This is a genomic window from Micropruina sp. (assembly GCF_047602385.1).
Lineage (GTDB): Bacteria > Actinomycetota > Actinomycetes > Propionibacteriales > Propionibacteriaceae > Micropruina.
This window is the reverse complement of record NZ_JASGHL010000003.1, coordinates 456,790-476,671: the sequence shown is the minus strand read 5'-3', so window position 1 is coordinate 476,671 and position 19,882 is coordinate 456,790. Positions and strand designations below refer to the sequence as shown.

Here is a 19,882-nt window from a genome sequence, read left to right as displayed (position 1 = left end):
TGCTCGACCCACGTCCGGCGGCGCACCTCACGTTTCGCATCGCGAGACCGGGGTGCTCATCTGCCAACTCTTCCTGCCGGACCGGCGACGTCGTCGAGCAACGAGTACTACGCTCCGTAGTATGACCGAATCCCCGTTAGCCCTGGCCGGCGATTTCGCTGCGCCGAGCCGCCAGGACTGGGAAACCGAAGTCCTCCGGGTGCTCAACCGGCGCCGTCCCGAGGGCAAGGAACTCTCCATCGAGCAAGCCATGAAGCGGCTCACCACGACGACCGTGGACGGCCTCGTCATCGACCCGCTCTACCTGCAGACGGACCGCGACCTGGGGCACCCCGGGGTGACCCCGTTCACCCGCGGGACCAGCCTGCGCACCGGCACCATTCACGCCTGGGACATCACCCAGCTGCACGAGGACCCGGACGTCGCCTACAGCAACGCAGCCGTCCTGGGCGACCTGACCCGGGGGGCCACCTCGCTGTGGCTCCGGGTCGACCCCGACGCCATCGCACCCCGCGACGTCGCGGCCGTGCTGACCGGGGTGCTGCCCGAGCTTGCCCGGCTGCGGGTCAGCAGCCGCACCGACCAGGCTGCTGCCGCGTCGGCGCTCGCGGACTTCTGGCGGGCCAGCGGCAGGGCTGCCGAGGTCGGCGGAAGCCTCGGCCTGGACGCGCTCGGCCATGCCGCGCTGACCGGTGCGGCGCCCGAGTTCGGACCGCAGCGCGAGTGGGTCGCGACCGCCCTCGCCGAGTTCCCGAAGGCCCGGGCGATCGCGGTGGACTCGCTGGTCTACGACGACGCGGGAGCAGGGGACGTCGACGTCCTGGCCTTTGCCATCGCCACCGGGGTCGAGCATCTGCGCGACCTGGAAGCCTCCGGCATCGCCGCCGCGGACGCCTTCGGCCAGATCGCCTTCCGGGTGCCGGCCAACGCCGATCAGTTCATGACCATCGCCCGGCTGCGCGCGCTGCGCCGGCTGTGGGCACGGGTGGGCGAGGTGAGCGGCGTCCCGGCGGACGCGCGCGGCGCCGTCCAGCTCGCGGTCACCTCGTGGCGGATGGTCACCCGTGACGACCCCTGGGTCAACCTGCTGCGCGGAACGATCGCGACCTTCGCGGCCTCGGTCGGCGGTGCGGAGTCGATCACCGTGCTGCCGCATGACACGGCGTGGGGCCTGCCGACGGACTTCTCCCGGCGGATGGCGCGGAACATTCAGCTGCTGGCCGCCGAGGAGTCCAACCTGGGCCGGGTCGCCGACCCGGCCGGCGGCTCCTGGTACGTCGAGGACCTCACCGATCAACTGGCCGGACGCGCCTGGGCGCGGTTCGGCGAGATCGAAGCCGCCGGCGGGATGGCCGCGGCACTCGCCGACGGCCGGGTGGCCGAGTGGATCGACGCCACCGTCGCCGCCCGAGGCGTCCGGCTCTCCAACCGGCGGCAGCCTGTCACCGGGGTGTCGATGTTCCCTGCCGTGAACGAGACCCCGCTGGAGGTGCGGCCGCGGCCGGAGCGTCCGCTGCTGGGCGGGCTGGTCCCGCACCGCGACAGCGAGATGTTCGAGAAGCTGCGCGACCGGGTGGCAGCGGCGGACCCGGCCCCGGTGGTGTTCCTCGCCTGCCTGGGCGCCCGGCGCGACTTCGGGCCCCGCGAGCAGTTCACCGCCAACGTGCTGCAGGTCGCCGGAATCGGCCACCCGTCCAGCGAGGGCGGGACGGCGTCCGAGATCGTCAGCCAGGTGGCCGCCGCGGGCGCACGCATCGTGATCCTGTGCTCGTCGGCGAAGGTGTACGCCGCGCAGGCGCTCGAGGTGGCGTCCGCACTGAAGGAAGCGGGAGTGGCCACGGTGCTGATCGCCGGACGCCGCACCGAAACCGGTGCCGACAATGCCGCCGGGGTCATCGACGGTGAGATCTTCGACGGCATGGACGTGGCCGGCTTCCTGGCCGGCACGCTGGACGAGTTGGGAGTGGAGCGGTGAGCATTCCGCGTTTTGACACGATCGAGTTGGGTGACACTGCGCCGCCGGCGGATTCCGCGCAGCAGTGGGAGGACCTGATCGACCAGGTGCCTTCGTACAGCAAGGGCTGGCAGACGCCCGAGCACATTCTGGTGCCGCCCGTCTACGGCTCGGACGCGCTCGACGGCCTTGATTTCCTACGCACGTATCCGGGCATTCCGCCGTTCTTGCGCGGACCGTACGCGACCATGTACGTGAATCAACCGTGGACGATCCGGCAATACGCCGGCTTCTCCACCGCGGCGGAATCCAACGCGTTCTACCGGCGCAATCTGGCGGCCGGGCAGAAGGGGCTGTCCATCGCGTTCGACCTGGCCACCCACCGTGGGTACGACTCCGACCATCCGCGGGTCACCGGTGACGTGGGTATGGCGGGGGTCGCGGTCGATTCGATTCTGGACATGCGCCAGCTGTTCGACGGCATCCCGCTCGACCAGATGAGCGTGTCGATGACGATGAACGGTGCGGTGCTGCCCGTGCTGGCGCTGTACGTGGTGGCCGCCGAAGAGCAGGGCGTCCAGCCGGCGCAGCTGGCCGGGACCATTCAGAATGACATTCTGAAGGAATTCATGGTCCGCAATACCTACATCTACCCGCCGGCGCCGTCCATGCGGGTCATCTCCGACATCTTCGCCTACACCAGCGCCAATATGCCGAAGTTCAACTCAATCTCGATCTCCGGCTATCACATGCAAGAAGCCGGTGCGACCGCCGATATCGAAATGGCGTACACGCTGGCCGATGGCGTCGAGTACATCCGGGCCGGCGAATCGGTGGGCCTGAAGGTCGACCAGTTCGCGCCGCGGCTGTCGTTCTTCTGGGCGGTGGGGATGAACTTCTTCATGGAGGTCGCCAAATTCCGCGCCGCCCGGCTGTTGTGGGCGCGGCTGGTCCGCGATTTCGGCCCGAAGAATCCCAAGTCGATGTCGCTGCGGACGCATTCGCAGACGTCCGGCTGGTCGCTGACCGCCCAGGATGTGTTCAACAATGTCGGCCGCACCTGCCTGGAGGCGATGGCCGCCACCCAGGGGCACACCCAGTCGTTGCACACCAACGCGCTCGATGAGGCGATCGCGCTGCCGACCGACTTCTCGGCCCGGATCGCCCGCAACACCCAGCTGTTCATCCAGCAGGAGTCGGGCACCTGCCGCGTCGTCGATCCGTGGGCCGGTTCGGCCTACGTGGAACGGCTCACCTACGAGCTGGCCGGACGGGCCTGGGGCCTCATCCAGGAGGTCGAGGCCGCCGGAGGCATGGCCAAGGCGATCGAGGCCGGCATCCCCAAGATGCGCATCGAAGAGGCCGCGGCCCGCACCCAGGCCCGGATCGATTCCGGACGGCAGCCGCTGATCGGCGTCAACAAGTACCTGGTCGACAACGACGAGCCGCCCGAGGTGCTGAAGATCGACAACGCCAAGGTGCGTGCCGAGCAGATCGCCAAGCTGGAACGGCTGCGGGCCGAGCGGGATCCGGCAGCGGCGAAGGCGGCCCTGGAGCGGCTGACCTGGGCGGCGGTCAATCCCGATCCGAGCGATCCGGACCGCAACCTGCTCAAGCTGAGCATCGACGCGGCCCGTGCCCGGGCGTCCGTCGGTGAGATCTCCAGCGCGCTGGAGTCGCAGTTCGGCCGGTTCACCGCGCAGATCCGTACCATCACTGGCGTGTACCGCAGTGAGACGGGCGAGTCCCGCGGTGTGGAGGAGGCCAGGCAGCTGGTCGCCGATTTCGAGAAGGTCGAGGGACGGCGTCCGCGCATCCTGGTCGCCAAGATGGGCCAGGACGGGCACGACCGTGGCCAGAAGGTGATCTCGACGGCGTTCGCCGACCTCGGCTTCGACGTCGACGTCGGCCCGCTGTTCCAGACCCCCGGTGAGGTCGCCCGGCAGGCGGTCGAGGCCGACGTCCACGTGGTCGGCGTGTCGTCCCTGGCGGCCGGCCACCTGACCCTGGTGCCCGCCCTGCGCGCCGAACTGGACGCCCTGGGCCGCGACGACATGATGATCGTGGTCGGCGGCGTCATCCCGGCCCAGGACTTCGACGAACTGCGGGCCGCCGGTGCCGATGCGATCTACCCGCCCGGCACGGTCATCCCGGCCGCCGCCACCGAGTTGCTGCACAAGCTTCTCGATCGGCTCGAAGAGAGCTGACCGTGGACCGAGGGGACGGTTCTCCTGGTCACTGGGGACGGTTCTTCTGGTCACTGGGGACGGTTCTCCTGGTCACCGGGGACGGTTCTCCTGGTCACTGGGGACGGTTCTTCTGGTCACTTTGGTGACCGAAAGAACCGTCCCCGAGTGTGCGTTGGTCGCCCGGTGACCGAAAGAACCGTCCCCGAACGTGCGGGGTTCGAACGAAAAGAACCGTCCCCGAACGTGCGGGGGTTTGAGAGGGTGGCTGTATGCGTAGGTTGAGTCCGGACGAGCTGGCCGGGCGGGTCCGGGAGGGCTCGCGTCCGCACATCGCCCGGGCGATCACCTTGCTGGAGTCGTCGCGTCCGGACCACCGGGACAAGGCCAAGGAGCTGCTGCGCCTGCTGGCTTCAGACAGCGGCCGCTCGGTGCGGGTCGGCATCACCGGCGTTCCGGGGGCGGGGAAGTCGACGTTCATCGACGCGCTCGGCGTCCGGCTGATCGAGGCCGGGCATCAGGTCGCGGTGCTGGCGGTCGATCCGTCCTCATCGCGCACCGGGGGCTCGATCCTTGGTGATCGGACGCGGATGGCCGCCCTCGCGGCGTCCGACAGTGCCTATGTGCGGCCGTCGCCGTCCGGGGGGCATTTGGGCGGCGTGGCCCGGGCCACCCGCGAGTCGATGGTCGTGATGGAGGCCGCCGGTTTCGACGTGGTGCTGGTGGAGACCGTCGGGGTGGGCCAGTCCGAGGTGGCCGTCGCCGGCATGGTGGACACGTTTCTGCTGATCGCGCTGGCCCGCGCCGGTGACCAGCTGCAGGGCATCAAGCGAGGCATCCTCGAGATGGCCGACGTGATCACGGTCAACAAGGCCGACGGCGACCACGAGGGCGAAGCCCGGGTGACCGCCCGCGAGCTGACCATCGCGATGAAGCTGATCAGCTCTGACCCGCACGCCCGCCGTCCACCGGTGCTGACCAGTTCGGCGCTCACCGGTAAGGGCCTGGACGAGGTGTGGCAAGCGGTGCTCGATCACCGCGGCTACCTGGAATCCAACGGTGGGCTGGAGCCGCGCCGAGCCCACCAGCAGATCGAGTGGCTGTGGTCGCTGGTCGAGGGTGAGGTGCTGGACGCCGTCCGCGCCTCGCCGCGGGTGCGCGCCTCGCGCGACGGCATCGAGGCCGCAATCGCGCGCAACGAAGTCTCCGCGCTGGAGGGCGCGGAGAAGCTCGTCCGAGGGTTCGTCGCGGACGTCCCAGCGCTCTGGCCGGACGCCTCGGGAGACTGATCCGCGCCGGCTACCCGGAGTCGGACTCCGGAATCGGATCAGGCGTGGTCTCGCGGCGCTGCGGGTACCGGTGTGGGACGGCACCCAGGTGGCGATGAACGGGCAGAAGCGACTCGGGTGGCTGCGGGTCGTGGTGACGCCGACAGTTTCGTCCGCCGGGCCGGTAGCGGTCGGCGGGTTGACCCCTGCCCTGCGCCGGCAGCTCGCCGCCCGCGAGCCGTCCTGAAGCTTGCGCGGACGGCAGGGCCGCAGATGGCGTGAGCCCCCAAGCCAGGTGGGGGATGCCCGCACGCACCAGGCCGCCCGGGCCACTACGGTGTCGGTCATGCGCAAGCCCTTCGCGGACGTCACCGCCCGCACCCAGGTGACGCGACTGCGGGCGTTGGCCCGGCGTGCGTTGCCGTCCTGGGGGCTCGACGACGCCGCCGTGCGGCTGCTCCATCACGGCTACAACACGACTTTCCGGGTGGACGCCGCCGACGGCCGCCGGTTCGCGCTGCGGGTCAACGTGATCCCGACCAAGACCGAGGCGCATCTGACGGCCGAGGTCGCTTGGCTGGCGGCGCTCTCGACCGAGACCGGACTTCTGGTGCCGACGCCGCAGCCCACCCGCGACGGCGCCTGGTCGGCGCGGGTCGACAGCCCCGATCACGGCCGCGCCCTGCCGGTGGTGCTGTTCTCCTGGCTGGACGGCCGCAACCTGGGCCGCAGCCCGCGTCCGCGTCAGCTGCGGGCCACCGGCGAGGCGATGGCGCTGTTGCACGAACATGCGGCGACCTGGCGGCCGCCCACCGACGGCGCACTGCCGCTGTTCGACGACGTCCTGACCGATCTGCCCAACCGGTTCGCCGACCACCCGATGCTGGACGCCGGCGCCCGCGCCGTCCTGACCGAGGCCCACGCGCGGGCGCAGGAACTGCAGGTCCGGGCGTTCGCCGCCGGCGGGGTGATCCCGCTGCACGCCGATCTGCACGGCGGCAACCTGAAATGGCACCGCGGACGGCTCAGCGTCTTCGACTTCGACGACGCCGGGCTGGGCGTGCCCGCGCTCGATCTGGCCATCTCCATCTACTACCTGCGCGACGACGCCGTCGGTGAGGACGCCCTGCGGCAGGGCTACGCCGCCGTCCGGCCGCTGCCGGAGGTCGACGACGAGGTGTTCGAGGGCATGGTGGCGGGCCGCAATCTGTTGCTGGTCGACGACCTGCTCGAGCAGCAGAACGCGGACCTGCGGGCGATCATCCCCGCCTACACCGCCGCCAGTGTGCGCCGGCTGCGGGCCTGGCTGGAGACCGGACGGTACCGGCGCGACCTCCCGGGGTGAGCGCGACCTCCCGGCCGAGCGTGCGCCGGGTGGCCTTCGTCGCGGTCGCTCAGGCGATCAGGATCCGCACCGGATCGGACGCCGTGGCTCGGTCGTCCAGCGCGTGCCAGGAGGCGTCCAGGACCTCTACGGCGGCCAGCAGGTCGGCGACCGGCCGGGTGTAGGGCAGTCGGACGAACGAGGCCAACCCGCCCTCCGGTGCGAACACCGATCCGGGGGTGATCACCAGGCCGCGGCGTTCGCACTCGATCGACAACGCGGCGGCGACCGGGCGGGGGAGCTCGCACCACAGCGACAACCCGCCGGCCGGGACGGCGAACCGCCAGTCCGGCAGCCGCTCCCGCAGGGCTGCGACCAGAGCGTCGCGCTGATCCCGGAGCCGCTCCCGCTGCTGGGTCGCGTCGGCGTCCGGGCCGGTCAGCAGGTCGGTCAGCACCAGTTGCTCCAGGATCGGCGCGCCCAGGTCGATGCTGAGCCGCGCTTGGGTGAACCGGGCCTGCTGGCCGTCCGGAACCCGTAGCCAGCCCACCCGCAAGCCGCCCCAGAACGCCTTGGACGAGCCGCCGATGGTCACCGCCGACGGACAGTGGGCCGCGAACGGACGCGGAGGTGCGGCTTGGTCGAGTCGCAGCTCGGCATGGCTCTCGTCGACGATCGCGGTGGTGTGGGCGCGGGACAGCGCGGCGCCGAGCCGGGCGCGTCCGGCGTCGTCCATCAGCAGGCCGGTGGGGTTCTGGTAGTCGGGGATCAGGTAGGCCACCCGGGGGGCAGCCTGCCGCAGGGTCGCCTCGATAGCGTCCAGGTCCCAGCCACTGGGGTCGACCGGGACCGGCATCACCCGCGCCCCGGCGCGCCGCAGCGAGGTGACCGCGTTGGGGTACACCGGTGATTCGACCACGGCACGATCGCCCGGCCCGATCAAGGCCTGAGCGGCGGCGGCAATCGCGGCGATCGCCCCCGAGGTCACCAGCACCTGGTCGGGGGAGGTCGGCAGCCCGCGGCGCCGGTAGCGAGCGGCGATCGCCTCGCGCAGTTCGGGCAGACCCAATGGAAAGTAGCCATGGCCGGTCAGGTAGGCGGGCAATGCGGCGACCGCGGACGCGTACGCGCTGGCCAGCCCGGGGGCGGCCACCGGCGCGGCACAGCTGAGGTCCGTCGAGGCGGGGCGGTCCGGCTGCGGCAGCAGGGCGCGATCGAGGCCTCGCGCCGAACCGCCGGGGACCTGCGTCCAGGTGCCCGCACCCTGCCGCGCCGCCGCGTAGCCGGCGTCCCGCAGCAGCCCGTAGGCCCGGGTGACCGTGGTCCGGGAGAGTCCGAGGGTGGCGGCCAGGTCACGCTCGCTCGGCAGCCGGCGTCCGAGCGGAAGCAGGCCGTCCGCGATCAGCGATGCGAGCCGCGACGCCAGTCCGCTGAAAGCCGGAGGGGGCAGCTCGCCCACGAGATTGGCCAGCCGGCCGAGGGAGATGGAACCACTCACCAGGCCACTCTCTCAAGATTGGCTCTTTCAAACAAGGCCACTGCGGAGGATGGTTGTGCACATGAGTGCCCGTCCGATCGAGATCTCGAATCTCGGCCCAGTGCGTCAGCTGCGTTCCGGCCGCCTGCCCCGACGGTTGGTGCAGTTGTTCGCCGGCCTGGTGCTGTTCGGCTTCTCGATCGCGCTGATGATCCGCGGCAACCTCGGGGTGGCGCCGTGGGACGTCCTCACCGTCGGCGTCACCCGCTGGGTCCCGCTGAGCTTCGGTCAGATCACCATCGCCTTGAGCTTCGTGGTGCTGCTGCTCTGGATACCGGTGGGGGAGCGGCCCGGGATCGGCACCCTGGCCAATGCCTTCATCATCGGCCTGGCCGTGGACGCGTCCCTGGTCTGGCTTCCGGTCGTGGACGGCTGGCTGCCCCGAGCCGCGCTGATGCTGGCCGGCGTAGTGCTGAACGGGCTGGCCGGCGCGATCTACATCGGCGCGCAGCTCGGACGCGGTCCGCGCGACGGGCTGATGACCGGGCTGGCCCGGCGCACCGGTCGCAGCCTGCGGCTGGTCCGCACCCTGATCGAGGTGGTGGTGCTCTGCGTCGGACTGGCGCTGGGCGGCACGGCCGGCATCGGCACTGCGGTGTTCGCGCTCGCCGTCGGTCCGCTCACCCAGTTCTTCCTGCCGTGGACCCTGGTCCGCCGATCGCAAGCCGACTGACCCCGGTCCCGCAAAACCCTCCCTAACTACCTGTGCCCTCCCACATGTGGGAGGGCACAGGTAGTTAGGGAGGGGTTTGGGTGCGGAGGCCGAGGCGCTCAGCGCTTGACGAAGGTGGGCAGGACGCCGTTGAAGGTGAGCGTGTAGCCGAAGCCATGGGCGACGATGTAGCCGATGCCCAGGGCGATCGCCAGCAGCACGATCGTGAACAGGGCGACGGCGACCACCCGGCCGAACGGGTTGCGACCGGTGCCGGGCAGATCGCCATTGGCCCAGGCGATCGACTTCACGCCGAGCGCGAACAGGATGGGTAGGCCGGCGCCGAGCAGCAGCCCGGCGGCCAGGACGCGCCAGCCGTCATCGAGGGCGGTGAGCCACATCAGACCCCCACCTCTTCCTTGTTGGGCTTGTTCTTCGGTGCCGGCGCCCAGTCGTCATTGACGTTGTGGTGGCCGATCGGTTCCTTGCGCGAGTGCAGCCACATGTAGCCGCCGGCAGCGCAGAGCAACAGGAAGACGACGCTGGCGCCAAGACCCGCGCCGAGGGCGTTGCCGATCAGGAACATCGCCGCGCCGACCGCCGCCGCCGACGGCAGCGTGGTGAGCCAGGCGGACGCCATCCGTCCGGCGACGCCCCAGCGCACCTGCGCGCCGGGCCGTCCGACCCCGGAGCCGAGGATCGAACCGGTTGCGACATGGGTGGTGGACAGTGCGAAGCCCAGCTGGCTGGAGGCCAGGATCACCGACGCCGACGACATGTCGGCGCTCATCCCCTGCGGCGGCTCGATCTCGACCAGCCCCTTGCCCATGGTGCGGATGATCCGCCAGCCGCCCAGATAGGTGCCGAGCGCGATGGTGATCGCGCAGGCCAGCTTCACCCACAGCGGCACCTCGTGGGTGTTGGTCCACTGGCCCGAAGCGATCAGGGCAAGGGTGATCACGCCCATCGTCTTCTGTGCGTCGTTGGTGCCGTGCGACAGCGACATCAACGACGCCGCGCCGACCTGTCCCCAGCGGAAGCCCTGGGTGCGGTACTTCTCAGTGAGCCGCGCGGCGACCTTGAACACCAGGCTGGTGCCCACCAACGCCACGATCATGGCGATCGCCGGTGACATCAATCCGGGCAGGATCACCTTGCCGACCACGCCGTCGAGCTTGCTGCCCTCGCCGACCCACTTCACGCCGCCCCAGCCGAGGCCGGCCAGGGTGGCGCCGATCAGGCCGCCGAACAGCGCGTGTGAGGAGCTGGACGGCAGTCCCCACAGCCAGGTGGCCAGGTTCCAGATGATCGCCCCGGCCAGTCCGGCGAGCAGGATCAGCAGCAGCCGGGTGCCCCCGTCGGCGAGCAGTTCGGGGCGGGGTGTGCCGTCCGCGTTCTGCAGGTTGATCACCGCGTTGGTCACGGTGAGCGCCACTTCGACGGACAACAATGCGCCCACCAGGTTGAGCACCGCACACAGCACGACGGCCGTCTTCGGGGTCAGCGCCTTTGTGGCGATCGACGCAGCCATTGCGTTGGCCGTGTCGTGAAATCCGTTCGTGAAGTCGAAGGCCAGAGCCGTGACGACGACGAGCGCCAAGAGGATGAGCTCGGGGGACACGTGTTCATCGTAGGGACATTCTCGTCACCGCGGAAACAGTTGGTTGAGAGTCTACTGTAACCCCTTGTTAATCCTGGGTTCACCTAGCCCGGACGGCCACCGCGGGGGAGCGCGGGCAGGGGGCGGGCGGGGAGCCTTTAGGATGCCGATCATGACTTCTCCCATCCTGACCGCGGTGGCTTGGCCTTATGCCAACGGTCCGCGGCACATCGGCCACGTCTCCGGCTTCGGCGTCCCCTCGGACGTCTTCTCGCGCTACATGCGAATGTCCGGCAACGACGTGCTGATGGTCTCGGGAACCGATGAGCACGGCACCGCGATCCAGGTGCAGGCCGAGAAGGAGGGGCTGACCCCGCAGCAGACCGCGGACAAGTACCACCGGGTGATCGCCGAGGACCTGGCCGGGCTCGGCTGCTGTTACGACCTCTACACCCGGACCACCACACTCAATCACCGCGCCACCGTGCAGGAATTGTTCCGCGCATTGCACGCCAACGGGTACGTGACCGCGCAGCGTGAGCTGGGCGCGATCAGTCCCTCCACCGGACGGACCCTGCCCGACCGGTACATCGAGGGCACCTGCCCGCACTGCGGTTTCGACGGCGCCCGCGGCGACCAGTGCGACAACTGCGGACGCCAGCTCGACCCGATCGACCTGATCGACCCACGCTCCCGGATCAACGGCGAGACCCCGCAATTCATCGAGACCGAACACTTCTTCCTCGACCTGCCGGCGCTGGCCGGCGCCCTCGGCGAGTGGCTGGAGACCCGGACCGACTGGCGTCCGAACGTGTTGAAGTTCAGCGAGAACCTGCTCGCCGAGCTGCGGCCGCGGGCGATCACCCGCGACCTGGACTGGGGGGTACCGATCCCGCTTCAGGGCTGGGAGGACGCCCCGATGAAGCGGATCTACGTCTGGTTCGACGCGGTGATCGGCTACCTGTCGGCGTCCATCGAGTGGGCCAAGCGAAGCGGTGACCCGGATGCCTGGACGCGCTGGTGGAGCAACGACGAGGCCCGCTCGTACTACTTCATGGGCAAGGACAACATCACCTTCCATTCGGTGATCTGGCCCGGCATCCTGCTCGGCGCCAACGGCCAGGGCGATAAGGGCGGCGAGCCGTCGGCGTTCGGGCTGCTCGACCTGCCCACCGAGATCGTGTCGTCGGAGTTCCTGACCATGTCCGGCTCCAAGCTGGCCTCCTCGCGCGGGCACGTCATCTATGTCCGCGACTTCCTCCGCGATTTCGGCCCGGACGCGCTGCGCTACTTCATCGCGGTCAACGGCCCGGAGAACCAGGACACCGATTTCACCTGGGAGGAGTTCGTCCGGCGGATCAACTTCGAACTGGCCAACGAGTGGGGCAACCTGGTCAACCGGTCGATCTCGATGGCACACAAGAACGTCGGCTCCATCCCGGCCGCCGGTGAGCTCACCGCCGACGACGAGGCACTACTGCAGGCCGCCGAGGACGCCTACGCCGTGGTCGGCGACGCCTGGGGCCGGTGCAAATTCAAGCTGGCCACCACCGAGGCGATGCGGGTGGTCGGGCTGGCCAACAAGTACATCTCGGACCAGGAGCCGTGGAAGCTGAAGGACGACCCGGCCCGGCGCGACACCGTGCTGCACGTGGCGCTGCAGGTGGTCCAGGACTGCAACACGCTGCTCACCCCGCTGCTGCCGCATGCCGCGCAGAAGGTCTTCGAGGCACTCGGCGGTGCGGGCGTCTGGGCGGCTCAGCCCGAGCTGACCGAGGTGACCGAGCCGGGCGCCGAGGCGTCCTACCCGGTGCTGCGCGGCGACTACGTCAACCAGCAGGCCCGCTGGGAATCGCGTCCGATCGCCGTCGGGACGCCGCTGGCCAAGCCGTCCCCGATCTTCACCAAGCTCGACCCGAAGCTGGCCGAGACCGGTCCGGAGTGGGCGCCGATCGGCTGAACCCGGCACTCGACAAGACACTGTGAATCTGGGCACCGAACTCGGTGCCGAGATTCACAGTGAGTGCGGACTTGTTCAGTTGTCGACTCTGATCACCCACCGAAGGGGTTCCTGACGTCGACACCACCGATCACCGTGGCAAGCCGATCGCAGGCTCCGAGGAGCCAGCCGATCACAGCCGTTCGATCAGCCCGCCGAGCAGCGTCCGCAGCCTGGGCTGCGCCGCACGTCCGGCCGCGATCACCTCGGCATGGGTCAGCGGTTCGGACGTCATGCCGGCGGCGGCGTTGGTGACCAGTGAGATGCCCAGCACCTCCAGGCCGGCCTCGCGGGCCGCGATCGCCTCGAGCGCGGTGGACATGCCGACCAGGGTGCCGCCGATCGCCTTCGCCATCCGCACCTCCGCGGGCGTCTCGTAGGCAGGCCCGTGGAACTGGCAGTAGACGCCTTCCGCGAGGCTCGGGTCGACGTCCCTGGCCAGCGCCCGCAGCCGCGGGCTGTACACCTCGGTCATGTCGATGAACCGGGCTCCGGCCAGCGGCGTCGCTCCGGTCAGGTTGATCTGGTCGGCGATCAGCACCGGCGCCCCGGGCGGGTGGTCGATGCCACCGCAACCGTTGGTGAGCACCACCCTGGACGCCCCGGCCGCTGCCGCCGTCCGGACGCCATGGACGACCGGGGCGACGCCGCGTCCTTCGTAGAGGTGGGTACGGCCGGTGAAGACCGCGGCCAGCGAGCCGGACGCCGTGAGGATCAGTCGCAGCGCGCCGCCGTGCCCGGTGACCACCGGCGCCGCGAAACCCGGCAACTCCGCCAGCGGACATTCGTCCACCAGCGTGCCGAGGCCCTCGGCGGCCTGCGCCCAGCCGGAGCCGAGCACCAGTGCCAGCTCGATCCGGTCGATGCCGAAACGCCGGCGCAGCGCGGCCGCGGCCAGGGCGGCGGCACGATAAGGGTCGTCCATGCCGCGACGATACGGGTCGCTGCCGGTGTCGCGGTGCCGGCTGGGTTACGTTGTCTGCGCCATCGATTGGAAGGACGTCCAATGAAGTCGATCCGCTCCCGCCTGGTCGCCACCGGGCTCGCCCTGCTCTGCGCCGGCAGTGCGCTGGTCGCCGTCGCGCCCGAGGCCCAGGCGGCCTCGCCGTGTCCCGGCACCCGGGTGGGCAAGTACCAGCTGTACGCCGGCGGCGAGGTGGCCGACCACTTCCGGCACGGGCACATCGAGGTCTGGTACTCCTCGGCCAGCGGCGGCACCAACTGCGTGCTGGTCTATGACGACGCGCCCGGCAAGCACCGGATGACGGTGAGCCTGGCGTTCGCCAAGCCCGGCGGCAAGGCTCGCACCGACACCGGTCGCTTCTACACCTATGCCGGCCCGGTCAAGCTCACCAAGACCAACGGCAGGTGCATCTCGTTCTATGCCGAGGTGATGAACGGCGGCATCTCGTACCGCCGGGCCGTCAACAAGGTGCACTGCGGCTGACCCCAGTCGGCTCAAAGGCACCGGCATCGGTAGCCGTCCGAGGGCATCAAGGCCGACACTTGGCCTCATGGGTACGGACAGGGAAGCCACCGGGCCGCGGAATGTGGGCCGAGGGCTCGATCGCGAGGTGGTCGTCCGGGGGGCCCTGCGGGCGATCGACCGGCATGGAGCCCAAGGTCTCACCATGCGCGGACTGGGCCAGGAGCTCGGCGTCGAGGCTATGTCGCTGTACCGCTATGTCACCGGCCGGGAGGATGTGCTCGAAGCGGTGGTGGCCCATCTGCTGGACGGCATCACCGAAGGACTGGACGAGCAGCTCTCCAGCAGCTGGCAGGGATACCTGCAGAACCTGGCCCACACCATGCGCGAACTGGCCCTGCAGCACCCGCGGGTCTTCCCGCTGGTGGCGACCCGGCACCCAGCCGCTCCCTGGCTCCGGCCCCCGTTACGCAGCCTGGAGGTGGTCGAGCATTTCCTGCGCACCCTGCGCGACTTCGGCTTCAGCGACGACCAGACGGTGAGTGTCTACCGCTCGTTCAGCAGCTTCCTGCTCGGCCATCTGCTGCTCGAGGCGACCCTGCACGGCGCCGAGACCTCGCCGGTGGAGGAGCCGCTGGACGAGGGCGGGGCGGACATCCCGAACCGGGACGAGCAGGTCGAACTGGCCGCCGACAGCGAGGTGCTCAGGCTGCGGCCGAAGCTCAGCGAGGACCACGGGGAAGAGGAGTTCGAGATCTCGCTGGAGACCCTGCTCGACCGGATCGAGTTGTCGATCGCGCAATAGCCGGCTCAGTCGTCTCGGTGCGGCCGGTCGCCCGGTCCCGAGTCGGCCTTGACGGCGTCCCGTTCGCCCATCGGCTTGGCCGGGCCGCGGGTGGTGTCGGACGCCGTCTGCTGCTCGGCCTCGGCGTTGATCTCGGCTCCCAGCAGGACGGCATAGGAGGTGATCCACAGCCAGAGCAGCAGCACCACGATGCCGGCGAGAACGCCGTAGGTCTTGGCGTAGTTGCCGAACGTCGACACGTAGACCGAGAAGCCGACCGATGCCAGCAGCCAGAGCAGGGTGGCGGCGACGGCGCCGACCGACACCCAGCGCAGCTTGGGGGCGTCGCGGTCGGGCGCCACCCGGTAGAGCACCGCGAGCGCCACCATGATCAGGGCGATCAGCACCACCCAGCGCAGGATCTGCAGCAGCACCGCCACCAGCGGGTTGTCACCGAGCAGCGCGCTCAGCAGCGTCGGCACCACGGCCACCAGGCCCAGCATCACCGCCAGGAAGACGATTGCGCCCACGGTGATGCCCAGCGCGATCAGCCGCTTGCGGATCGGGCTGCGCCGGTCCTCTTCGTCATAGGCCACGTTCACCGCTGTCATCAGGTTGTTCACCCCGCCCGACGCGCTGAACAGGGCGATCAGGATGGAGACGACCGCACTCCAGCCCAAGGCGGCGGTGTTGCGCCCGTTCACCTGGTCGACGATCAGCCGGCGCACCTCCTCGGGGATCGCCGCGAGCGAGTTCACCTGGTCGGCGATCACCTGCGGGTCGGCGAACAAGCCGTACAGGGTGACCAGGGCGATGATGCCGGGGAACAACGCCAGGAAGGCGTAGAAGGCCACCCCCGCCCCGAGCAGCGGAACCTGGTCCGCCTTCGCCTCGGCCCAGCCGCGTTTGGCGATCTGGACCCAGCCCTTCCAGGGAATCTGTTGGGGCTGGTCGGCGTCACCGCCCGGGACGCCGCCGGAGTCCGACGGGGACGGCTCTGCGCCCCCCGGGCGGGACTCCGCAGAGTCAGCGGTGCGCTGCTCGGCACCTCGGTCGGGTCGTGAAGCATTCATGATCGGTTCCTCGGTGTGATCGTGCCGATGCTCCGGTCCGTCCCGCTGGGAAAGCGATTCCCCAGCCGGGCCGGACCGGAGCGCCGTCAGCGGGAAGTCGAGTCCTGCACCGCGTCCTTGGCCCGCTGTGCGTCGGTCCGGACGTCGTCGGCGGCCGAGCGGGCCTGGTCCTGCACGTTCGCGGCGGCCTCGGTCGCGGTCGACCTGACCGCCTCGACGGCTTCCTCGGCCGGTCCGCGCAGAGCGTCGGCCACCTCCTTGACCACATCGGTGGCCTGCTGCCGCAGCGGCTCGAGGCTGTGCTGCAACTCGCCGACGGCCCGCTGTTCCTTGCGCGAGGCGGGGAACGCCGAGGCGATCAACAGGCCGACCCCGAAGGCGATCAACCCGGCCGCCAGCGGGTTGCCGCGGGCGGCGTCCTTGGCCTTGGCCGGCGCCTGGCTGACCGCGTCGCCCACGGCACGGGCGCCGTCCGAGGCGGCCGCCCGGGCCTCGCCGAGCCGTCCGGCGTTGGCGTCGTCCTCGGGGGAGCCCATCACCGTATCCCGGACGGCGCGTGCGGCGTCCTTGACCTTGTCCACCTGACGCTGGGCGATGTGCTTGGGGTTGGCGGTGTCGGTGAGCGTGTCCACGTTGTAGCTGAGCTCGGCGCGAGTGCGCTCGATCTCGGCGCGGATCTCGTCGGGGTCCTTGCTGGTGGTCATCGGTTCTCCTCCTCTTGGCCCGTTACGGCGTTGGGTATCTTGCTCAGCGTTTCGGCGGTCCGCTGCAGACCGCGGATCCGCTGCAGTTCCTTCCTGCCGGCCAGTGCCAGCGCCCCGGCGACGATCGCCCAGACGGCCGCGACGACGAGTGCCGACCACTCGTTGCCGATGGCGCGACCCAGCCCCCACCAGGCGCTGACCGAGAGGAACACCAGGAACAACAGCCCGCCGACAGCGGCCCCGGCGAACATGCCGACTCCCTTGCCGGCACGGGTGCCGGACTGTCGCACTTCGGCCTTGGCCAACGCGATCTCCTGCTGCAGCAGGGTGGACAGGTTGCCGCTGACGTCGGCGAGTAGTTCGCCGATGCTGCGGCCGTCCCCGGACTCCAGCGCAGGACGCCGCGAGCGGTACCCCGCGGCGGCCGCCTCGGGCAGCGAGCGGGCTTCGTCGTGACGTTCGGACTGGCTCATCGCCACTCGTCCAACGATTCGGACGTCCGGGCCGCGCCCTGCGGAAAGGCGCCGCTGCTGCCGGCGTCCGATCCGTACGTCGCGGACTGCTCGGCGGTGAACGCGGCGGGGTCGCTGCACGGGTCCACCGGCCGCTCGGTGCGGTACCCGGACCCACTGGCCGGGCCCGGGCCGGCCGCGGAGGCGCCTGGGTGGCTGGCCGAATCGCCGGACCTGGCCGCCGCGGCACCACGGGTGATCCGGCCGGCGATCACCCCGGCCAGACCGCAGATCGCCAGGAAGGCCACCGGCCGGCGGCGGGCGAACGCCTGCACCTCGCCGAGGACGTCCTGGGGCTCGTGGTCCTCCAGCCACTGGGCGAGGTCCCGGCCCTTGTCAGCGGCCTGCCGGGCGAGATCGGTCAACGGGCCGGACCCGTCGGAGCTGCCGACCATGGCGGCGAGCTCGTCGACGAGCGAGCGGACGCCGGCCGCGACCCGCTGCTGCTGTGCGGCGCCCTGCGACTTCAGTTCGTCGCCGGCGCTGCTCAGCAGGCTCTTCGCCTGTTCCTTGGTCTCCGCGGCCAGGTTGGCCGCGGAATCCCTGGCTACGGCGACCACCTCGCCGGCCGCATCGGCCGCCGTACTGGCCACCCGCGACGCTTCCTGCTTGGCCGCGTCGGTTGCGGTCGGCGACTCCGAGCCGAAGGACGGCCGGTCGAGCCCGGTTGTCGACCCGCCACCGTCGGCGGTGGGAGCAGCTGGCGGGTTCGGCAGGTCGTCGTGGACGGGCGGGTGATCGGTCATGGCGCGACTCCTCGGAGTGTTCCATCGGTGACGGATGCCCTGGGAAGCAGGGCTGACTTACAGTGTAAGCAGCTGTCTTACGCCGTAAGTCACCCTTTTGGGTAGCTTCGCGGGTCCCCGCACCGACAGCCGGCGCAGTGGGATGGACGGGGGAGCCGCCGACTCGATTCGAGGCAGCGTCAAGGGTTGGCAGGCGGGCTCAGTGCTGGCCCGGATCGTCCGGCTCCTCCGGATCCTCGTCATCGACCGGGCGCAGTCCGAACGTCCGGCCCTCGACCCGGCTGGGCAGTTGGGCCACCACCCAGAGCAGCGCGAAACCGAGGCTTAGCCAGATGATCGCCTGGGACGCCGGCAGCAGGGCATCCTGACTGAGCAACAGTCCGGCGGCCATGCCGGCTATCCCCAGCAGGCTCGCGCCGGCCGCGAAGCCGAGCACCAGCCGGGTCCGGCGATCGAGTTGCGGCAGCCGGCCGGCGACATGGACCACGCCCAACGCGAGCGCTCCCGACAACGGCACTGAGTACAGCTGCAACAGCCGGCGTTGCAGCAGCGTCCGCTCGGGGAGTCCGGCGGCGATCATCAGCACCGCGGCAAGCACCAGGACGGCGCTCAGCACAGCAACGGTCAGGGTGGAACGGTCGCGCGGCACCCGACGAGAGTAGACGAGTGGTGTTTGCGCCGAGGTGAGAGAATGCCGCTCGTGACGGACGTGGTGATCATCGGCGGCGGACCCGGTGGCTACGAGGCCGCCCTGGTGGCCAGCCAACTCGGCGGCCGGGTGAGCCTGATCGAGCGTCGCGGCCTCGGCGGTGCGGCCGTGCTGACCGACGTGGTGCCCTCCAAGACCCTGATCGCGACAGCCGAGGTGATGACCACGCTGCGCGGCGCGCATGATCTGGGTCTGCGGCTGGCCGGTACCGACGACCTCGCCGAGGCGTTCAGCGTGGACCTCGACGCAGTCAACCGCCGGGTGTTGCGCCTTGCTGCGGCCCAGTCCAGAGACATCGGTGCCCGGCTGCGCGGTGAGGGCGTCCGGCTGATCGACGGCACCGGACGCCTGGACGGCACCGAGGCGGTGATCGCCGTCACGGCGGACGGCGAGGAGCGACTGAGCGCCGACATCATTCTGCTCGCCACCGGCACCACCCCGCGGGAGCTGCCTGAAGCCCGCCCGGACGGCGAACGCATCCTGACCTGGACCCAGCTGTACGGCTTGCGAGAGCTGCCCGAGCGGTTGATCGTGGTCGGATCGGGGGTGACCGGAGCCGAATTCGCCAGTGCCTACAACGCCCTCGGCGCCGACGTGGTGCTGGTCAGTTCGCGCGACCAGGTGCTGCCCGGCGAGGACGGCGACGCCGGCCGGGTCGTCCAGCAGGTCTTCGAACGCAGCGGGATGTCGATCCTGTCCCGCTCCCGCGCGCAGTCGGCGAAGGTGGCCGGCGGCGAGGTCGTCGTGCGGCTGGCCGACGGGCGCACGGTGAGCGGATCGCACTGCCTGATGGCGGTCGGCTCGGTGCCCAACACTGCCGGGATCGGGTTGGCCGAGGCCGGGGTGAGTTGCAACGATGCCGGCTACGTCACCGTCGACAAGGTCTCCCGGACGACCGCCCGCGGTGTCTACGCGGCCGGCGACTGCACCGGGGTGTTCGCGCTGGCCTCCGTCGCCGCCATGCAGGGCCGGATCGCGATGTGGCACTCCCTGGGCGACGCGGTGGGCCCGCTCGACCTGCGCACCGTCGCCGCCAACGTGTTCACCGCGCCGGAGATCGCCACCGTCGGCGTGGGTCAGGCCGAGGTGGACGCGGGCCTGGTCAACGCGCACGCGGTGATGCTGCCGCTGCGGACCAACCCGCGTGCCAAGATGCGGCGGATCACCGACGGCTTCGTGAAGGTGTTCTGCCTGCCCACCACCCGGATCGTGATCGGCGGCGTGGTGGTGGCGCCGATCGCCAGCGAGTTGATCGAGACGCTGTCGCTGGCCGTGCGAGAGAAGCTCACCGTCGACCAGCTGGCCGAGAGCTTCACCGTCTACCCGTCGCTGAGCGGATCGATCGCCGAGGCGGCGCGCCGGCTGCACACGCACTCCGCCGCTGATGCCGGCTCGGTCTACTGACCTG

Annotated in this window: 19 protein-coding genes; 10 read left to right on the top strand and 9 right to left on the bottom strand. The window is 70.4% G+C overall.

The genetic code is table 11. The features are described from left to right. The first annotated feature begins 121 nt into the window (after positions 1-121). The 5 genes from mutA (at position 122) to QM711_RS11765 (ending at position 6,753) form a co-directional block, all read left to right on the top strand. On the top strand, positions 122-1,975 hold the full coding sequence (mutA, locus tag QM711_RS11785) for a methylmalonyl-CoA mutase small subunit (RefSeq protein WP_415099525.1): 1,854 nt from the start codon (positions 122-124) through the stop codon (positions 1,973-1,975). Further along, the gene (gene scpA / locus QM711_RS11780; RefSeq protein ID WP_415099523.1) at positions 1,972-4,161 is read left to right on the top strand and encodes a methylmalonyl-CoA mutase; all 2,190 of its coding nucleotides are present in this window, start codon (positions 1,972-1,974) and stop codon (positions 4,159-4,161) included. Before mutA ends, scpA begins: the two co-directional genes overlap by 4 nt. Positions 4,162-4,412: 251 nt before the next feature. Continuing rightward, positions 4,413-5,429, top strand: coding sequence for a methylmalonyl Co-A mutase-associated GTPase MeaB (meaB, locus tag QM711_RS11775; protein WP_415099521.1), 1,017 nt, complete (start codon positions 4,413-4,415; stop codon positions 5,427-5,429). Between the two features lie 94 nt (positions 5,430-5,523). Next, positions 5,524-5,655, top strand: coding sequence for a hypothetical protein (locus QM711_RS11770; RefSeq protein ID WP_415099519.1), 132 nt, complete (start codon positions 5,524-5,526; stop codon positions 5,653-5,655). A 99-nt stretch (positions 5,656-5,754) separates the two neighbouring features. Next, positions 5,755-6,753 (top strand): phosphotransferase enzyme family protein, encoded by a 999-nt coding sequence (locus QM711_RS11765; protein ID WP_415099517.1) that lies wholly within the window; start codon positions 5,755-5,757, stop codon positions 6,751-6,753. Between the two features lie 49 nt (positions 6,754-6,802). On the opposite strand, the gene QM711_RS11760 is transcribed toward QM711_RS11765, so the two are convergent. Further along, positions 6,803-8,230: a PLP-dependent aminotransferase family protein gene (locus QM711_RS11760; RefSeq protein WP_415099515.1), complete on the bottom strand. Its 1,428-nt coding sequence runs from the start codon at positions 8,228-8,230 to the stop codon at positions 6,803-6,805. Positions 8,231-8,291: 61 nt separating this feature from the next. On the opposite strand from QM711_RS11760, the gene QM711_RS11755 reads away from it, so the two are divergent. Further along, the gene (locus QM711_RS11755) at positions 8,292-8,942 is read left to right on the top strand and encodes a YczE/YyaS/YitT family protein (RefSeq protein WP_415099513.1); all 651 of its coding nucleotides are present in this window, start codon (positions 8,292-8,294) and stop codon (positions 8,940-8,942) included. 98 nt (positions 8,943-9,040) lie between these two features. On the opposite strand, the gene QM711_RS11750 is transcribed toward QM711_RS11755, so the two are convergent. Together QM711_RS11750 and QM711_RS11745 are read right to left on the bottom strand one after the other, a co-directional pair. Next, positions 9,041-9,322, bottom strand: coding sequence for a hypothetical protein (locus QM711_RS11750; RefSeq protein ID WP_415099511.1), 282 nt, complete (start codon positions 9,320-9,322; stop codon positions 9,041-9,043). Further along, positions 9,322-10,542 carry an inorganic phosphate transporter gene (locus QM711_RS11745; protein WP_415099509.1) on the bottom strand — a complete coding sequence of 407 codons (1,221 nt, stop codon included), beginning with the start codon at positions 10,540-10,542 and terminating at the stop codon, positions 9,322-9,324. Before QM711_RS11745 ends, QM711_RS11750 begins: the two co-directional genes overlap by 1 nt. Before the next feature lie 151 nt (positions 10,543-10,693). On the opposite strand from QM711_RS11745, the gene metG reads away from it, so the two are divergent. Further along, positions 10,694-12,481, top strand: coding sequence for a methionine--tRNA ligase (gene metG / locus QM711_RS11740; protein WP_415099507.1), 1,788 nt, complete (start codon positions 10,694-10,696; stop codon positions 12,479-12,481). Between the two features lie 172 nt (positions 12,482-12,653). On the opposite strand, the gene QM711_RS11735 is transcribed toward metG, so the two are convergent. Then, positions 12,654-13,445, bottom strand: a complete 792-nt coding sequence (locus QM711_RS11735; protein ID WP_415099505.1) for a purine-nucleoside phosphorylase — start codon at positions 13,443-13,445, stop codon at positions 12,654-12,656. A gap of 81 nt (positions 13,446-13,526) precedes the next feature. On the opposite strand from QM711_RS11735, the gene QM711_RS11730 reads away from it, so the two are divergent. Further along, positions 13,527-13,967 (top strand): hypothetical protein, encoded by a 441-nt coding sequence (locus QM711_RS11730; RefSeq protein WP_415099503.1) that lies wholly within the window; start codon positions 13,527-13,529, stop codon positions 13,965-13,967. Between the two features lie 67 nt (positions 13,968-14,034). After that, positions 14,035-14,751: a TetR/AcrR family transcriptional regulator C-terminal domain-containing protein gene (locus tag QM711_RS11725; RefSeq protein WP_415099501.1), complete on the top strand. Its 717-nt coding sequence runs from the start codon at positions 14,035-14,037 to the stop codon at positions 14,749-14,751. Between the two features lie 5 nt (positions 14,752-14,756). Here the strand turns inward: QM711_RS11725 and QM711_RS11720 are convergent, their stop codons facing one another. The 5 genes from QM711_RS11720 to QM711_RS11700 all read right to left on the bottom strand — a co-directional run bounded on the left by QM711_RS11720 (position 14,757) and on the right by QM711_RS11700 (position 18,414). Then, positions 14,757-15,803 carry a YihY/virulence factor BrkB family protein gene (locus QM711_RS11720; protein ID WP_415099499.1) on the bottom strand — a complete coding sequence of 349 codons (1,047 nt, stop codon included), beginning with the start codon at positions 15,801-15,803 and terminating at the stop codon, positions 14,757-14,759. A gap of 86 nt (positions 15,804-15,889) precedes the next feature. After that, on the bottom strand, positions 15,890-16,507 hold the full coding sequence (locus tag QM711_RS11715) for a DUF3618 domain-containing protein (RefSeq protein WP_415099497.1): 618 nt from the start codon (positions 16,505-16,507) through the stop codon (positions 15,890-15,892). Continuing rightward, entirely contained in the window at positions 16,504-16,980 is a 477-nt protein-coding gene (locus QM711_RS11710; protein WP_415099495.1) for a phage holin family protein, read from the bottom strand. The genes QM711_RS11715 and QM711_RS11710 overlap by 4 nt, the downstream gene beginning before the upstream one ends. Then, a complete protein-coding gene (locus QM711_RS11705) occupies positions 16,977-17,765 on the bottom strand; it encodes a hypothetical protein (protein ID WP_415099493.1) in 789 nt (262 codons plus the stop codon). Before QM711_RS11705 ends, QM711_RS11710 begins: the two co-directional genes overlap by 4 nt. A gap of 199 nt (positions 17,766-17,964) precedes the next feature. Then, positions 17,965-18,414, bottom strand: coding sequence for a hypothetical protein (locus tag QM711_RS11700; RefSeq protein WP_415099491.1), 450 nt, complete (start codon positions 18,412-18,414; stop codon positions 17,965-17,967). Between the two features lie 51 nt (positions 18,415-18,465). Here QM711_RS11700 and QM711_RS11695 point away from each other — a divergent pair, with 51 nt between their 5' ends. Then, positions 18,466-19,878, top strand: coding sequence for an NAD(P)H-quinone dehydrogenase (locus tag QM711_RS11695; RefSeq protein WP_415099978.1), 1,413 nt, complete (start codon positions 18,466-18,468; stop codon positions 19,876-19,878). The last annotated feature ends 4 nt before the right edge of the window (positions 19,879-19,882 follow it).

What these genes read in the sequence shown, in the direction of transcription:
- mutA (WP_415099525.1), top strand. Translation starts at nt 122, where the DNA reads ATGACCGAATCCCCGTTAGCCCTGGCCGGCGATTTCGCTGCGCCGAGC.
- meaB (WP_415099521.1), top strand. Translation starts at nt 4,413, where the DNA reads ATGCGTAGGTTGAGTCCGGACGAGCTGGCCGGGCGGGTCCGGGAGGGC.
- QM711_RS11770 (WP_415099519.1), top strand. Translation starts at nt 5,524, where the DNA reads ATGAACGGGCAGAAGCGACTCGGGTGGCTGCGGGTCGTGGTGACGCCG.
- QM711_RS11765 (WP_415099517.1), top strand. Translation starts at nt 5,755, where the DNA reads ATGCGCAAGCCCTTCGCGGACGTCACCGCCCGCACCCAGGTGACGCGA.
- QM711_RS11755 (WP_415099513.1), top strand. Translation starts at nt 8,292, where the DNA reads ATGAGTGCCCGTCCGATCGAGATCTCGAATCTCGGCCCAGTGCGTCAG.
- QM711_RS11750 (WP_415099511.1), bottom strand. Translation starts at nt 9,322, where the DNA reads ATGTGGCTCACCGCCCTCGATGACGGCTGGCGCGTCCTGGCCGCCGGG.
- metG (WP_415099507.1), top strand. Translation starts at nt 10,694, where the DNA reads ATGACTTCTCCCATCCTGACCGCGGTGGCTTGGCCTTATGCCAACGGT.
- QM711_RS11735 (WP_415099505.1), bottom strand. Translation starts at nt 13,445, where the DNA reads ATGGACGACCCTTATCGTGCCGCCGCCCTGGCCGCGGCCGCGCTGCGC.
- QM711_RS11730 (WP_415099503.1), top strand. Translation starts at nt 13,527, where the DNA reads ATGAAGTCGATCCGCTCCCGCCTGGTCGCCACCGGGCTCGCCCTGCTC.
- QM711_RS11725 (WP_415099501.1), top strand. Translation starts at nt 14,035, where the DNA reads ATGGGTACGGACAGGGAAGCCACCGGGCCGCGGAATGTGGGCCGAGGG.
- QM711_RS11720 (WP_415099499.1), bottom strand. Translation starts at nt 15,803, where the DNA reads ATGAATGCTTCACGACCCGACCGAGGTGCCGAGCAGCGCACCGCTGAC.
- QM711_RS11715 (WP_415099497.1), bottom strand. Translation starts at nt 16,507, where the DNA reads ATGACCACCAGCAAGGACCCCGACGAGATCCGCGCCGAGATCGAGCGC.
- QM711_RS11710 (WP_415099495.1), bottom strand. Translation starts at nt 16,980, where the DNA reads ATGAGCCAGTCCGAACGTCACGACGAAGCCCGCTCGCTGCCCGAGGCG.
- QM711_RS11705 (WP_415099493.1), bottom strand. Translation starts at nt 17,765, where the DNA reads ATGACCGATCACCCGCCCGTCCACGACGACCTGCCGAACCCGCCAGCT.